Origin of the sequence: Nocardioides sp. JS614 (assembly GCF_000015265.1) — a bacterium.
In the GTDB taxonomy this organism is placed as follows: Bacteria; Actinomycetota; Actinomycetes; order Propionibacteriales; family Nocardioidaceae; genus Nocardioides.
Window position 1 is genome coordinate 1,862,061 of the sequence record NC_008699.1, and the last position, 14,219, is coordinate 1,876,279.

Genomic DNA, 14,219 nt, shown 5'->3' on the forward strand with positions numbered 1-14,219 from the left:
TGGCTCCGGTTCACGGCTCTCGCAGGGAGAGGCGACCCGGCGGCCGATGAGAGGACACCATGAAGAAGGACATCCACCCCGCGTACGTCGAGACCCAGGTGACGTGTACCTGCGGCGCGACGTTCACCACCCGCAGCACCGCGACCTCCGGCACCATCCACGCCGACGTCTGCTCGCAGTGCCACCCGTTCTACACCGGCAAGCAGAAGATCCTCGACACCGGCGGTCGCGTCGCCCGCTTCGAGGCCCGCTACGCCAAGAAGGCTGCTGCTGACGCCAAGAAGTAGCTGTTCCCAGGCGCCGGTCACTCCGCACACGTGCGGGGGACCGGCGCCTGTTTCATGTGCCGGAGCCCGTCCGGTCCACCACCGAGAGGTCGCCGATGTTCGAAGCCGTGGAGGGCATGCTCGCCGAGCACGCCGATCTCGAGCAGCGGCTCGGTGCGCCCGAGACGCACGCCGACGCCCGGCTCGCCAAGCAGCTCAACCAGCGCTACGCCGCCCTGTCCTCGATCATCGGTGCGTACCGGGAGCTGCAGCAGCTCGACGACGACATCGAGGCCGCCCGCGAGCTCGCCCAGGAGGACCCGGCGTTCGCCGAGGAGGCCGCGGCCCTGACCGGTAGGCGCCAGGAGGTCGAGGAGCGGCTACGTCGGCTCCTCGTCCCCCGAGACGCCGCCGACGACAAGGACGCGATCCTCGAGGTCAAGTCCGGCGAGGGCGGTGAGGAGTCGGCCCTGTTCGCCGGCGACCTGCTCCGGATGTACACCCGCTACGCCGAGGCCCGGGGCTGGAAGGTCGAGGTCCTCGACGCCGCCGAGTCCGACCTCGGCGGCTACAAGTCCGTGACGGTGGCCGTCAAGGCGAAAGGGACGCCCGAGCCGGGGGAGGCGCCGTACGCGCTGCTCAAGTTCGAGGGCGGCGTCCACCGGGTCCAACGGGTCCCCGTCACCGAGTCGCAGGGCCGGGTGCACACCAGTGCAGCCGGTGTGCTCGTGCTGCCTGAGGCCGAGCAGGTCGACGTGCAGATCGACGAGAACGACCTGCGCATCGACGTCTTCCGCAGCAGCGGGCCCGGCGGCCAGAGCGTGAACACGACCGACTCCGCGGTCCGGATCACCCACCTGCCGACCGGCATCGTCGTGAGCTGCCAGAACGAGAAGAGCCAGCTGCAGAACCGCGAGCAGGCGATGCGGATCCTGCGCTCCCGGCTGCTGGCCGCCGCCCAGGAGAAGGCCGACGCCGAGGCGGGGGAGGCCCGACGCAGCCAGGTCCGCACCGTCGACCGCTCCGAGCGCATCCGCACGTACAACTTCCCCGAGAACCGGATCTCCGACCACCGCACCGGCTACAAGGCCTACAACCTCGACCAGGTGCTCGACGGCGACCTCCAACCGGTCCTCGACTCCTGCGTCGAGGCCGACCTCGCCGCCCGCCTCGAGGCGCTGGAGCAGTGAGCGCCCGATGACCCAACGTCGCGCGGTCGTCACGGCCGCTGCCGAGCGGCTCCGCCACGCCGGTGTCCCCAGCCCCGGGCACGACGCCGAGGCGCTGCTCGCGCACGTCCTCGGCACCACGCGTGCCGGCCTGGTCGCGGTGGAGGACGTGGCCCCCTCGGCGCTGGAGGAGTACGACGCGCTGGTGGCCCGGCGCGCGGCGCGCGAGCCGCTCCAGCACCTCACCGGCAGCGTCGGCTTCCGCCACGTCGAGGTGGCGGTCGGCCCCGGGGTGTTCGTGCCGCGGCCCGAGACGGAGCTGCTCGCCGGCTGGGCCATCGAGCAGTGTCTTCGGTGGTCGAGTAGCCGTCGCGTCGGAGGAGCGACCGCCGGTCGAAACCCGGTGGTCGTCGACCTCTGCACCGGCTCGGGCGCGGTCGCCAAGGCGATCGCGGACGAGGTACCCACCGCCGACGTGCACGCCGTCGAGCTCGACGAGGAGGCCCACCGCTGGGCGGGCCGCAACCTCGCCCGCACGACCGTCGACCTGCGGCTCGGCGACATGGCGACCGCCTTCGACGACCTGCTGGGGCAGGTCGACATCGTGACCTGCAACCCGCCCTACATCCCGCTCGACGCCTGGGAGTCGGTCGCGCCCGAGGCCCGTGACCACGACCCGCACCTGGCGTTGTTCTCCGGCGCGGACGGCCTCGACGCGATCCGGGCCCTCGAGCGGCGGGCCGCCGAGCTGCTGCGACCGGGAGGTGTCGTCGGCTTCGAGCACGCGGACGTCCAGGGCGAGTCGGCGCCCGCGGTGTTCACCGCGACCGACCGCTGGGTCGACGTCCGCGACCACGACGACCTGGCGGGCCGCGCGCGCTTCACGACCGCGCGACTGGCACGATGACCGGTGTGAGGTCCGAGCAGTGAGCGAGCGCTACCCGACCGGCACCGACGAGGAGCGCGAGGCCGCGGTCGAGGCCGCCAGCCTGGCCGTCCAGCGCGGCGAGCTGGTCGTGCTGCCGACCGACACCGTGTACGGCGTGGGCGCCGACGCCTTCGATCCGGCCGCGGTCCGCGGCCTGCTCGCGGCCAAGGGACGCGGGCGCGACCTGCCGCCGCCGGTCCTGGTCAGCGCCGCGACCACCCTCGACGCGCTCGCAGTGCGGGTGCCCGGCTATGCACGGGCCCTGGTCGAGGCGTTCTGGCCCGGCCCGCTCACGCTGGTCTGCCACCAGCAGTCCTCGCTCCAGTGGGACCTCGGCGACACCCGCGGCACGGTGGCCGTGCGGATGCCCGACCACGACGTGGCGCGCGAGATCCTCGAGCGCACCGGGCCGCTCGCCGTCAGCTCCGCCAACAAGACCGGCATGCCGGCCGCCACCGACGCCGACCAGGCCGAGGACATGCTCGGCGACGACGTCGCGGTCATCGTCGACGGCGGCCCGGCGCCGGGCGGCGAGGCGTCCACGATCGTCGACGTGACCGGCGCCCAGGGCCGGGTCCTGCGTCGTGGAGCGCTCTCGCTCGAGCGGCTCAACGAGGTGCTCGAGCCGCTCGGCGCGACGCTGACCGTCGAGGGCTGAGGGCGGGGCCGGTGCGGGAGTACCTCCTCGTCTTCCTCGTCGCGGCCGCGACGACGTACCTCCTCACGGTCATCGCGCGCGAGATCGCCCTCCGCACCGGCGCGGTCGCGAAGGTCCGGGACCGCGACGTGCACGCCGTGCCGATCCCGTACCTCGGCGGGCTCGCGATGCTGGGTGGCCTGGTGGCGGCGTACCTCGTGGCGCGGCAGCTGCCGTTCCTCTCCAAGAGCGGAGCGTTCGTCTTCCACGATGCCGGCATCGTGCTGATCGCGGGCGCGCTCATCTGTGCAGTGGGCGTGCTCGACGACCTCTTCGAGCTCGACGCCCTGACCAAGCTCGGCGGCCAGGTGCTCGCCGCGGGCTTCCTCATCGCGTTCGGGATCCAGTACATCTTCTTCCCGGGTGGCGACGGGGTACAGGTCAGCATCGACCAGAGCCAGGGCGCGCTGCTGACCGGGTTCATCGTCGTCGCGACCGTGAACGCGGTGAACTTCGTCGACGGCCTGGACGGCCTGGCCACCGGTGTGGTCGGGATGGGGGCGCTCGCGTTCTTCGTCTACTGCTACCAGCTCGCGAACATCAACAACGTGACGCTGGCGACGACCGGGGCGCTGCTGAGCGCCTCGCTCGCCGGCGCGTGCGCCGGCTTCCTGCCCCACAACTTCCACCCGGCGCGGCTGTTCATGGGGGACAGCGGCTCGATGTTGCTCGGTCTGGTGCTCTCCGCGAGCGCGGTCACCCTGACCGGGCAGTTCGACCCCGAGCAGATCAGCGCGGGTGCGGCGGGCTCGCGGGCCAGCTTCGTGCCGACGCTGCTGCCCCTGCTGCTGCCCGTCTCGCTCCTGGTCGTGCCGATGCTCGACCTGGTGCTCGCCGTCGTCCGCCGCACCCGCGCCGGCCGGTCGCCGTTCGCCCCGGACAAGCAGCACCTGCACCACCGGCTGCTCGAGATCGGGCACTCGCACCGGCGCGCGGTCCTGATCATGTGGATGTGGGCCGCGCTGGTGGCCTTCGGCACCGTCTTGATCAGCCTCTACAGCGCCGACGCGTGGATGTGGTCGTCGGTCTCGGCGATGGCGGCGCTGACGGTCGGGGTGACCTTCGTGCTGCCCAAGCTGCGCCGGACCCAGCTCGTCACCGACGCCGGGGTCGCCGACGCCGGGCACACCGAAGGTGGGGCCGCCGACGCGTCCTAGGGCATGTCTCTCAAGTCTCGGCGACGCGCAGCAGGCCATGGACTTGGGAGACACGCCCTAGCCCCGGCGCTTGCCGCCGGCGGCTATTGGAACGTTCCGTTTTCGGCTGCCCGGGACTTTGTGTTAACTTTCACAAGCGTCGCCGACACCGATCGCGACGGCCCCGAAATTCGCCTCCCAGGACGGCCGCCACCTTGACGACCGAGACGAACCAGGTCAACCGCAACGGCGGGTCCCGTGTGCTCCTCGGAGCCACCGCCGGTTCGCTGGGCGCCGGCCTGGCGCTCACCCTCGTGGGCGCGCTCGCGGGCGGCTCGCCGGCGGCTCTGGGCGCGCTTGTCGGGACCGCCCTGGTCGTCGTCGTCTTCGCGGGCGGGTCCTTCGCGGTCAACGAGGTGGCCGGGCTGATGCCCGCCGCTGCGCTGCTGGTCGCGCTGCTGACCTACACCCTCCAGGTGGTCGCCATGGCCCTGGTGTTCGTCGCGCTCTCGGGCTCCGGCCTGCTCGACGAGACCCTGGCCCGGGGGTGGCTCGGGGGTGCGGTCATCGCGGGCACGGCGGGCTGGCTGGCGCTGCAGGTCGCCCTGGCCACCCGGCAGCGGATCCCGGCGTACGACCTGCGTCCGAGGACCGCCGGTCCCACCACCGCACGGCCGGGTGAACGATGACCGCCGGCGACTGCTATCGTCCGGGGCGCAATGAGTCGACAGGATCCGCCGCCTGGGACTCAGGGACCGTCCGGGGATCCCTGGCACGCCTTCGGGTACATCGTGTCCGGGGTCGCGCTGTACGGATTCCTGGGCTGGCTGGCCGACCGATGGCTCGGCACGCAGTTCCTGGTCGCAGTGGGGATCCTGCTCGGCGCGGGACTCGGCATCTACCTGACCTTCGCCCGGTTCAACCGCGCGCAGCCACACGAGCACGACACGTAGAGGAGAACCGGTGACCTTCGCAGCCTCCGTGGTGCGCACCGCAGAAGGAGACGGCTTCACGCCGCCCGGCCCCCACGACTTCGACCTCCCCGCGATCGGTGGTGGCCACGACACGTTCGAGATGTTCGGCCAGTCGTTCGTGCTGGGCGTGACGAAGCCGATGCTCCAGCTCGTCCTCGCGGCGATCGTGCTGTTCGTCTTCTTCTTCGCGGCCGCGCGCAAGCGGGCAATGGTGCCGAGCCGGCTGCAGTTCGTCGGCGAGGGGTTCTACGGCTTCGTGCGCAACTCGCTGGGCCGAGACATCATCGGCCACGACTTCGCGAAGTTCGTGCCCTACCTGTTCACGCTGTTCTTCTTCATCCTGCTCAACAACGCGTTCGGGAGCATCCCGTTCATCGAGTTCCCGACGTTCTCGCGCTCGGGCATGGTCTACGGCCTCGCGGTCCTCAGCTGGGTGATCTACAACGCGGCCGGCATCAGCAAGCACGGCTTCGTCGGCTACCTCAAGCTCCAGACGGTGCCCGGCGGCATCCGGGGCCCGATCCTGGCGCTGCTGATCCCGCTCGAGTTCATGTCGAACATCCTGGTCCGCCCGGTCACGCTGGCCCTGCGTCTGTTCGCCAACATGTTCGCCGGCCACCTGCTGCTGATCCTGTTCGCGCTCGGCGGCGAGTACATCCTCACCGAGATGTCGGTGCAGTACGCCCCGGTCGGCATCCTCGCCTGGCTGATGTTCGTCGCGGTCGCGTTCTTGGAGATGCTGATCCAGTTCCTGCAGGCCTACGTCTTCGTCCTCCTGAACGCCATGTACATCTCCGGCGCGGTCGCGGACGAGCACTGATCTCCACCCAGAGTCCCACCCAGGTCTCCACCTCACCTCGAAGTAGCAAGTAACCCGAAAGGAAACTAGCCGTGATCCCAATGGCTATCGAAGGCTCCGCCAACATGATCGGCTACGGCCTGGCCGCGATCGGCCCCGGTGTCGGCATCGGTCTGATCTTCGCCGCCTACATCAGCGGCGTCGCGCGCCAGCCGGAGGCCCAGAGCCGCCTGCAGGCGATCGCCATCCTGGGCTTCGCGCTCGCCGAGGCGCTCGCCATCATCGGTATCGCGCTCGCGTTCGTTCTCTGACCGGTCCGACGACCGACGTAGGACCCGGAAGGACCTGCCATGCAAGCACTGCTCGCCGCACCGTTGGCGAAGGCGGAGGAGCTCAACCCGCTCCTCCCGCACGCGATCGAGATCGTCCTCTCGCTCGTGGTGTTCGGCCTGCTCCTCTTCGCTGTCTGGAAGTTCGTGACGCCGAGGTTCGAGCAGATCTATACCGAGCGCACCCAGGCGATCGAGGGCGGCCTGGCCGCGGCCGAGACCAAGCAGGCCGAGGCTGACGCCAAGCTGGCCGACCTCGAGCAGCAGCTCTCCGAGGCGCGGCACGAGGCGGCTCGGATCCGCGAGGAGGCTCGCGAGCAGGGCGCGCAGATCATCGCCGAGATGCGGGAGCAGGCCCAGGCCGACGCCGCGCGCATCGTCGAGCACGGCAAGACGCAGATCGAGGCGGAGCGCCAGCAGGCGGTCACCTCGTTGCGGGCCGAGGTCGGCACGCTGGCGACCAGCCTCGCCGGTCGGATCGTCGGTGAGAGCCTCGAGGACGACGACCGCTCGGCGCGTGTCGTCGAGCGGTTCCTCGCCGACCTCGAGACCATCGAGGCCTCGCAGGCCGCGGGTGGCGGGGAGAGCTGATGGTCCAGCAGCTCAGCTCGCTGCGCGGCTCCTCCGCCGAGGCACTCCAGGTGCTCGGTGAGCAGGTCGACGGCGACCGGTACACCCTCGAGGAGTTCGCGGCGCTCGCCGACGACCTCTTCCGGGCGGCCGCCCTGCTGCGCTCCGAGCCCGCCCTGCGGCGGGCGGTGACCGACGTGTCGACGCCCGCCGAGGCCAAGTCCTCGCTGGTCCACGGCCTGCTCGACGGCAAGCTCGGTGCGCCCGCCGTGGACCTGCTCGCCCAGGCCGTCGGCCTGCGATGGGTCGCGGCCCGCGACCTCGCCGACGCGGTCGAGCACCTCGGGGTGGTCGCGGCGGTGCGCTCGGCAGGACGTCGGGAGTCCGTGCGGCTCTCCGACGAGCTGTTCGTCGTCGCCCAGGTCGTCGAGGAGAACGCCGAGCTGCGCATCGCGCTCTCGGACCCGGTGCGCTCGACCGACGACAAGCGCGAGCTGCTGCGCGGGCTGCTGGCCCAGCGAGCGCTGCCCGCCACCGTCGCGCTGGTCGAGCAGGCCCTCGCCGGATCGTTCCGCTCGTTCCACGCGGCGGTCAGCGAGTACCAGAAGGTCGCCGCGGCGACCCAGGGCGAGGGGGTCGCGCTGGTGCGCGTCGCCCGTGAGCTCACCGAGGCGGAGCGGACCCGTCTCGAGCAGGCATTGAGCACCCAGTACGGCCGGCCGGTGCACCTCAACATCGAGGTGGACCCGAGCCTCCTGGGCGGCATGCGGGTCGAGATCGGCGACGACGTCATCGACGGCACCGTCGTGTCCCGCCTGGACGACGCACGACGGAGACTGGCCGGCTGAGCCGGTCAGCACCCAGACCACATCACGAGAGCCCAGGAGAGTAGGGACAGACAAATGACGGAGCTTTCGATCCGGCCCGACGAGATCCGCGACGCGCTGCAGCGGTTCGTCTCGGAGTACCAGCCCGACGCCGCCAGCAAGGAGGAGGTCGGCACGGTCGCCCAGGCCGGTGACGGCATCGCCCGGGTCAGCGGCCTCCCGTCGGCCATGGCCAACGAGCTGTTGGAGTTCGAGGACGGCACCATGGGCCTCGCGCTCAACCTCGACACCCGCGAGATCGGTGTCGTCATCCTCGGTGACTTCGAGGGCATCGAGGAGGGCCAGACCGTTCGCCGTACCGGCGAGATCCTCTCGGTCCCCGTCGGCGACAACTTCATGGGCCGCGTGGTCGACCCCCTGGGCAAGCCGATCGACGGCCTGGGTGAGATCGAGGCCGAGACCCGGCGCGCGCTCGAGCTCCAGGCGCCGACCGTGATGCAGCGCAAGTCGGTGCACGAGCCGCTCGCCACCGGCATCAAGGCGATCGACTCGATGACCCCGATCGGCCGCGGTCAGCGCCAGCTGATCATCGGCGACCGTGCCACCGGCAAGACCACCATCGCGATCGACACGATCATCAACCAGAAGCAGAACTGGGAGTCCGGCGACCCGGCGAAGCAGGTGCGCTGCATCTACGTCGCCATCGGCCAGAAGGGCTCGACCATCGCCTCGGTGCGCGGCGCCCTCGAGGAGGCCGGCGCGCTGGAGTACACCACGATCGTGGCCTCCCCGGCGTCGGACAGCGCGGGCTTCAAGTACCTCGCGCCGTACACCGGCTCGGCCATCGGCCAGCACTGGATGTACGACGGCAAGCACGTCCTGATCATCTTCGACGACCTCACCAAGCAGGCCGAGGCCTACCGCGCCGTGTCGCTGCTGCTGCGCCGCCCGCCGGGCCGTGAGGCCTACCCGGGCGACGTCTTCTACCTGCACAGCCGGCTGCTCGAGCGGTGCGCGAAGCTCTCCGACGACATGGGCGCGGGCTCGATGACCGGCCTCCCGATCATCGAGACCAAGGCCAACGACGTGTCGGCCTACATCCCGACCAACGTCATCTCGATCACCGACGGCCAGATCTTCTTGCAGTCCGACCTGTTCGCGTCCAACCAGCGCCCGGCGATCGACGTCGGTGTGTCGGTGTCCCGCGTCGGCGGCTCGGCGATGACCAAGGCGATGAAGGCGGTCACCGGCTCGCTGAAGGTCGACCTGGCGCAGTTCCGCGCGATGGAGGCGTTCGCGATGTTCGCGTCCGACCTCGACGCCGCCTCCCGCCAGCAGCTGGACCGCGGCCAGCGGCTGATGGCGCTGCTCAAGCAGCCCGCGTACTCGCCGTACCCGGTCGAGGAGATGACGGTCTCGCTGTGGCTGGGCACCAGCGGCCGGCTCGACAAGGTCCCGACCGAGGACGTGCTGCGGTTCGAGCGCGAGTTCCTCGACTTCCTGCGCCGCTCGCACGAGGGCATCCTCTCGGCGATCCGGGAGACCCTGAAGTTCGAGGACGACACCGAGTCCTCGCTCGAGGACGCCTACAACTCCTTCCTCGACCAGTTCCAGACCTCCGAGGGCGGCTCGATCAAGGTCGGCCACGAGCCCGAGGCCGAGGCGCTGGCGGACGAGGACGTCGAGCAGGAGCAGATCGTCCGGCAGAAGCGGGGCTGACGATGGCCGTATCGCTGCGCGAGTACCGCGCGCGGATCAAGTCGACGGAGTCGATGAAGAAGATCACGCGCGCCATGGAGCTCATCGCCGCGTCTCGCATCATCAAGGCGCAGCAGCGGGCCCAGTCGGCCGCGCCGTACGCCCGCGAGCTGACCCGAGCCGTCTCGGCGGTGGCGACGTACTCCAACGTCGACCACCCGCTCACCCGCGAGCCGGAGAACTCCCAGCGGGTTGCGATGCTCATCGTGACCAGCGACCGGGGCCTGGCCGGTGCGTACTCCTCGAGCGTGCTCAAGGAGGCCGAGCGACTGGCCGAGAAGCTGCGCGGCGAGGGGAAGACCATCGACGTCTACCTCTGCGGCCGCAAGGGCGAGGCCTACCACCGGTTCCGCAACCGCCCGGTCGTCCGCTCGTGGACCGGATTCTCCGACCAGCCTTCGTACGACGCGGCCCTCGAGGTCGGCACCACGCTCATCGACGCGTTCCTCGACGAGGAGGGTGAGCACGCCGTGGACGAGGTCCACGTCGTGTACACCCGGTTCCGCTCGATGCTGCTGCAGGAGCCCACGGCCGTGCGGCTGCTGCCGCTGGAGGTCGTCGAGGGCGAGGAGCGGCCGGCGAGCGACGAGGTGCTGCCGCTCTACGAGTTCGAGCCCTCCGCCGAAGCGGTGCTGGACAACCTGCTCCCGCAGTACGTCCAGAGCCGGATCTTCTTCGCCTTCCTGCAGGCGGCGGCCTCCGAGCTCGCCGCCCGCCAGAAGGCCATGAAGTCCGCGACCGACAACGCGGACGAGCTCATCAAGAAGTACACACGGATCGCCAACCAGGCCCGACAGGCCGGCATTACCCAGGAAATCAGCGAGATCGTCGGTGGCGTCAACGCGCTCGCCGACGCACAAGCCGGGAGTGAGTGAAGACATGACTGCAACGATCGAAGAGACCCAGGAGACCGGCTCCGCTGGCGTCGGTCGGATCGCCCGGGTGATCGGCCCGGTCGTCGACGTCGAGTTCCCGGTGGACTCGATGCCGGAGATCTACAACAAGCTCGAGTGCGAGCTCACGCTCGAAGGCGAGGCCAAGATCCTCTCGCTCGAGGTCGCCCAGCACATCGGTGACGGCATGGTCCGCGCGATCTCGCTGCAGCCGACCGACGGCCTGGTCCGCGGGGCGCAGGTGACGGACACGGGCGGCCCGATCACGGTGCCCGTCGGCGACGCGACCCTCGGCAAGGTGTTCAACACCCTCGGCGAGGTGCTCAACCTCGAGGAGGGCGAGACCTTCGAGGTCAAGGAGCGCTGGGGCATCCACCGCAAGGCGCCCGCGTTCGACCAGCTGGAGTCGAAGACCCAGATGTTCGAGACCGGCATCAAGGTCATCGACCTGCTCACGCCGTACGTGCAGGGCGGCAAGATCGGCCTGTTCGGCGGTGCCGGCGTCGGCAAGACCGTGCTGATCCAGGAGATGATCGCCCGCGTCGCCAAGGACCACGGTGGCGTGTCGGTGTTCGCCGGCGTCGGCGAGCGCACCCGTGAGGGCAACGACCTGATCGTCGAGATGGAGGAGGCCGGCGTCATCGGCCAGACCGCCCTCGTGTTCGGTCAGATGGACGAGCCGCCGGGCACCCGTCTGCGGGTCGCGCTGTCCGCGCTGACGATGGCGGAGTACTTCCGCGACGTGCAGGGCCAGGACGTGCTGCTGTTCATCGACAACATCTTCCGGTTCACCCAGGCGGGTTCGGAGGTGTCGACCCTGCTGGGCCGGATGCCCTCCGCGGTGGGCTACCAGCCGAACCTCGCCGACGAGATGGGCACGCTCCAGGAGCGGATCACCTCGACGCGTGGTCACTCGATCACCTCGATGCAGGCGATCTACGTGCCGGCCGACGACTACACCGACCCGGCACCGGCGACGACGTTCGCCCACCTGGACGCGACGACCGAGCTCTCCCGTGAGATCGCCTCGCTCGGCATCTACCCGGCCGTGGACCCGCTGACCTCGACCTCGCGGATCCTCGACCCGCAGTACATCGGGCAGGCGCACTACGACTGCGCGATCCGGATCAAGCAGATCCTGCAGCGCAACAAGGAGCTCCAGGACATCATCGCGATCCTGGGTGTGGACGAGCTCTCCGAAGAGGACAAGATCATCGTGTCCCGGGCTCGCCGGATCCAGCGGTTCCTGTCCCAGAACACCTACGTCGCCAAGCAGTTCACCGGCATCGAGGGCTCGACCGTTCCCGTGTCGGAGACGATCGAGGGGTTCAACAAGATCGCCGACGGCGAGTACGACCACGTGGCCGAGCAGGCCTTCTTCATGTGCGGCGGTCTGGACGACGTCGAGCAGAAGTGGGCCGAGATCCAGAAGAGCCTCTGACATGGCCGAGTCCGGGGAGCACCTGCACGTCGAGCTCGTCGCCGCCGACCGGACCGTCTGGTCCGGAGAGGCGGAGATGGTGATCGCGCGGACCACCGAGGGAGACGTCGGGGTGCTGCGCGGTCACGCGCCGCTGCTGTCGCTGCTCAGCGACGCGGTCGTCGAGATCTCGTCGTCCGACGGCGGTGTCGTCATCGCGGCAGTCGACGGTGGCTTCCTCTCGGTGGCCAACGACCGGGTGTCGGTGCTCTCCCAGCGGGCGCTCCTGCCCGAGGAGATCGACGTCGACGAGGCCCGGGTCGAGCTGGAGGAGGCGCGCGGCCTGATCGGCGCGAACGACGAGGCGGAGCGGCGGCTGCGCCGTGCCGAGGCGAGGATCCGGGCGGTCGAGCGCGCGTCCTGACCGACCTCGCGTCGGTCGCGCAGTACTGCCCGCTAGGGTGAGCATCCCGGGGATGCACGTGGTCTGACGAAGGGGCTTGGATGCCGGTATGGCAGTGGCTGCTCGACGCAGCCGGTGTGCTGCTCGGCTTCGTCCTGCTCTACGGCCTCGGCCTGGTCTTCCGCCGCCGCCTGCTCTCCCGGCATGGCGGCACGTTCGAGCTCAGCTACCGCGTCCGGTCCACGAGGACCGGGCGCGGTTGGCTTCTCGGGCTCGGCCGCTACTCGGGTGAGTCGTTGGAGTGGTTCCGCTACTTCTCGCTGTGGCCGCGTCCCAAGCGGGTGCTGCTGCGCTCCCGGCTGGTCTTCACCGGTCGGCGCGCCCCCGAGGGCGCCGAGCAGATGTCGCTCTATCCCGACCACGTGGTGATCTCCTGCACCACCCCCGACGGCGTGATCGAGCTCGCCATGTCGCCCGCCTCGCTGATGGGCTTCCAGTCCTGGCTGGAGGCGGGACCGCCGGGCACCGACTGGACCCGCGGCCGCACCTGAGCCACGACTGAGTGCCGAGTCGGCGCAACATGCCCGCGAGAAGGCGCCGAGTCGGGCTCTCCTGTCGTTTGTGTGGGTCATGTTCGGCCCGGTAGTGCGGGTGTGTGGCCGCTGAGGGTGAGCATCAGGAGGCTGATCAGGGCGTCGGGGTCCTTGATGCCGAACGCGATCCGGTTGCGGAGTCGGATGCGGGTGTTGACCGATTCGCTGATCGCGTTGGAGAGGCCGTGCTCGATCGCGGCCAGGATCGGGCCGCGTTGCTCGGCGACCATGCGGGCGAGGTCGACAAACTGGGCGATACGACATCGCCGTGCCGAGCGGCACCAGGCGTCGATCGCGATGCGGGCTTCGGCGGCCGGCAGTCGCAGGACGGCGCGGAGGCCTTCCTTGAGTTGGTAGGCCCGCCACAGTCGGGGGTCGGTCTTGGCGATCCAGTCCAGTCGGGCCTGCTGGTGGGTGGTGAGGTTCTCGGGGTTCTTCCACAGCGCGTACCGCGAACGGGTCAAGATCCGCAGCCGCTGGTAGGCGGGGAACTCCTCCTGGACGTCGGCGGGTGCGCGGCCGCGGCCGCGGGAGTTGGCCCGGGCGATCCGACGGGTCTCGCGCCAGACCTCGAGCCGGACCTCGCCGAGGGCGTCGTTGGCCCACTTCACCACGTGGAAGGGATCGGCGACCCGGACCGCCTGCGGGCAGTTCTTAGCCGTCGACTTGGCGATGTAGGGCGCGGCGTCGGCGCTGATGTGGGTGATCTGTGCGCACCGGTGCGGCCCAAGGGCATCGAAGAACGACTGGACGGTCGCGGTGGTGTTGCCCTTGCCGACCCACACCAAACGACCGGTGTCGTGATTGACGACCGCGAGCAGGTAACGCTGATGACGGCGCCAGGACACCTCGTCGATCCCGATCCGGGTCAACCCGTCGAGCAAGTCGACCCGGGCGGCGATCTGGTTCCAGACCCGGGTCAAGATCCCGCTCACGGTGCGCCACGACACCCGCATCAGCTCAGCCACCGTGGACAGCGAGGTCTTGGTGACCAGCCAGGCGACCTGATCCTCGAACGCGTGCGTCGCCCGGGCTCGATGGCGAGCCCAGGGCACGTGCGCGACGACCACGCCATGCGCGCGGCACCGCACCCGTGGCGAGTCGGCTTCCAGGTAGACCCGCACAGTGGCGCTATCCAGGGCACGCCACCGCCGCCGACCGCGCCCAGCGTCGTACCCGGCCGCCGGCGCGCGACACCGCCCACACCGGCCCCGGCGACGCGCCATCGGCCGAACAGCGACCACGAGCACCCGTTCATCGCGATCGAGCTCGACACCCTCGATCACGGTGTCTTCGAGCCCGAGCAGGCACCGCCATAGGCTGACATCACGCACGCCGCTCTCCTTGACGCCGGTTCTGGTTCCTAGACAGCTCCAAAACCTAGGCAGAGAGCGGCGTGCGCCCGTCTACGGCACGCTCAACCCACCCACACATTCAGCAGGAGAGCCCGAGTCGGC

At 70.1% G+C, this 14,219-nt stretch carries 17 protein-coding genes; 16 read left to right on the forward strand and 1 reads right to left on the reverse strand.

The window, feature by feature from the left end:
• Positions 1-59 precede the first annotated feature (59 nt).
• The 16 genes from rpmE (at position 60) to NOCA_RS10345 (ending at position 12,720) form a co-directional block, all read left to right on the forward strand.
• Positions 60-287 carry a 50S ribosomal protein L31 gene (gene rpmE, locus NOCA_RS10270; RefSeq protein WP_011755210.1) on the forward strand — a complete coding sequence of 76 codons (228 nt, stop codon included), beginning with the start codon at positions 60-62 and terminating at the stop codon, positions 285-287.
• Between the two features lie 95 nt (positions 288-382).
• A complete protein-coding gene (gene prfA, locus NOCA_RS10275; RefSeq protein WP_011755211.1) occupies positions 383-1,456 on the forward strand; it encodes a peptide chain release factor 1 in 1,074 nt (357 codons plus the stop codon).
• A 7-nt stretch (positions 1,457-1,463) separates the two neighbouring features.
• Positions 1,464-2,342, forward strand: coding sequence for a peptide chain release factor N(5)-glutamine methyltransferase (gene prmC / locus NOCA_RS10280; RefSeq protein WP_011755212.1), 879 nt, complete (start codon positions 1,464-1,466; stop codon positions 2,340-2,342).
• Positions 2,343-2,361: 19 nt separating this feature from the next.
• The gene (locus NOCA_RS10285; RefSeq protein WP_011755213.1) at positions 2,362-3,021 is read left to right on the forward strand and encodes an L-threonylcarbamoyladenylate synthase; all 660 of its coding nucleotides are present in this window, start codon (positions 2,362-2,364) and stop codon (positions 3,019-3,021) included.
• An 11-nt stretch (positions 3,022-3,032) separates the two neighbouring features.
• On the forward strand, positions 3,033-4,217 hold the full coding sequence (locus NOCA_RS10290; protein WP_011755214.1) for a glycosyltransferase family 4 protein: 1,185 nt from the start codon (positions 3,033-3,035) through the stop codon (positions 4,215-4,217).
• A 194-nt stretch (positions 4,218-4,411) separates the two neighbouring features.
• Complete coding sequence (locus NOCA_RS25720; protein ID WP_011755215.1) at positions 4,412-4,885, forward strand: hypothetical protein; 474 nt, start codon at positions 4,412-4,414, stop codon at positions 4,883-4,885.
• A gap of 102 nt (positions 4,886-4,987) precedes the next feature.
• Positions 4,988-5,149 (forward strand): hypothetical protein, encoded by a 162-nt coding sequence (locus NOCA_RS10300; RefSeq protein WP_162094026.1) that lies wholly within the window; start codon positions 4,988-4,990, stop codon positions 5,147-5,149.
• 10 nt (positions 5,150-5,159) lie between these two features.
• Positions 5,160-5,990: a F0F1 ATP synthase subunit A gene (atpB, locus tag NOCA_RS10305; protein WP_011755217.1), complete on the forward strand. Its 831-nt coding sequence runs from the start codon at positions 5,160-5,162 to the stop codon at positions 5,988-5,990.
• An 80-nt stretch (positions 5,991-6,070) separates the two neighbouring features.
• On the forward strand, positions 6,071-6,280 hold the full coding sequence (atpE, locus tag NOCA_RS10310) for an ATP synthase F0 subunit C (RefSeq protein ID WP_011755218.1): 210 nt from the start codon (positions 6,071-6,073) through the stop codon (positions 6,278-6,280).
• Between the two features lie 39 nt (positions 6,281-6,319).
• Positions 6,320-6,889, forward strand: a complete 570-nt coding sequence (locus tag NOCA_RS10315) for a F0F1 ATP synthase subunit B (RefSeq protein WP_011755219.1) — start codon at positions 6,320-6,322, stop codon at positions 6,887-6,889.
• The gene (locus NOCA_RS10320) at positions 6,889-7,716 is read left to right on the forward strand and encodes a F0F1 ATP synthase subunit delta (RefSeq protein WP_011755220.1); all 828 of its coding nucleotides are present in this window, start codon (positions 6,889-6,891) and stop codon (positions 7,714-7,716) included. Before NOCA_RS10315 ends, NOCA_RS10320 begins: the two co-directional genes overlap by 1 nt.
• A gap of 54 nt (positions 7,717-7,770) precedes the next feature.
• The gene (gene atpA / locus NOCA_RS10325; RefSeq protein WP_011755221.1) at positions 7,771-9,414 is read left to right on the forward strand and encodes a F0F1 ATP synthase subunit alpha; all 1,644 of its coding nucleotides are present in this window, start codon (positions 7,771-7,773) and stop codon (positions 9,412-9,414) included.
• A 2-nt stretch (positions 9,415-9,416) separates the two neighbouring features.
• Positions 9,417-10,328, forward strand: a complete 912-nt coding sequence (locus NOCA_RS10330) for a F0F1 ATP synthase subunit gamma (protein ID WP_011755222.1) — start codon at positions 9,417-9,419, stop codon at positions 10,326-10,328.
• Between the two features lie 4 nt (positions 10,329-10,332).
• Entirely contained in the window at positions 10,333-11,787 is a 1,455-nt protein-coding gene (gene atpD / locus NOCA_RS10335) for a F0F1 ATP synthase subunit beta (RefSeq protein ID WP_011755223.1), read from the forward strand.
• A 1-nt stretch (position 11,788) separates the two neighbouring features.
• Entirely contained in the window at positions 11,789-12,190 is a 402-nt protein-coding gene (locus NOCA_RS10340; RefSeq protein WP_011755224.1) for a F0F1 ATP synthase subunit epsilon, read from the forward strand.
• Positions 12,191-12,270: 80 nt separating this feature from the next.
• Positions 12,271-12,720, forward strand: coding sequence for a DUF2550 domain-containing protein (locus tag NOCA_RS10345; protein ID WP_011755225.1), 450 nt, complete (start codon positions 12,271-12,273; stop codon positions 12,718-12,720).
• Positions 12,721-12,797: 77 nt separating this feature from the next.
• Here NOCA_RS10345 and NOCA_RS10350 read toward each other — a convergent pair whose 3' ends face one another.
• Positions 12,798-14,096, reverse strand: a complete 1,299-nt coding sequence (locus tag NOCA_RS10350; RefSeq protein ID WP_011755226.1) for an ISL3 family transposase — start codon at positions 14,094-14,096, stop codon at positions 12,798-12,800.
• Positions 14,097-14,219: the final 123 nt, after the last annotated feature.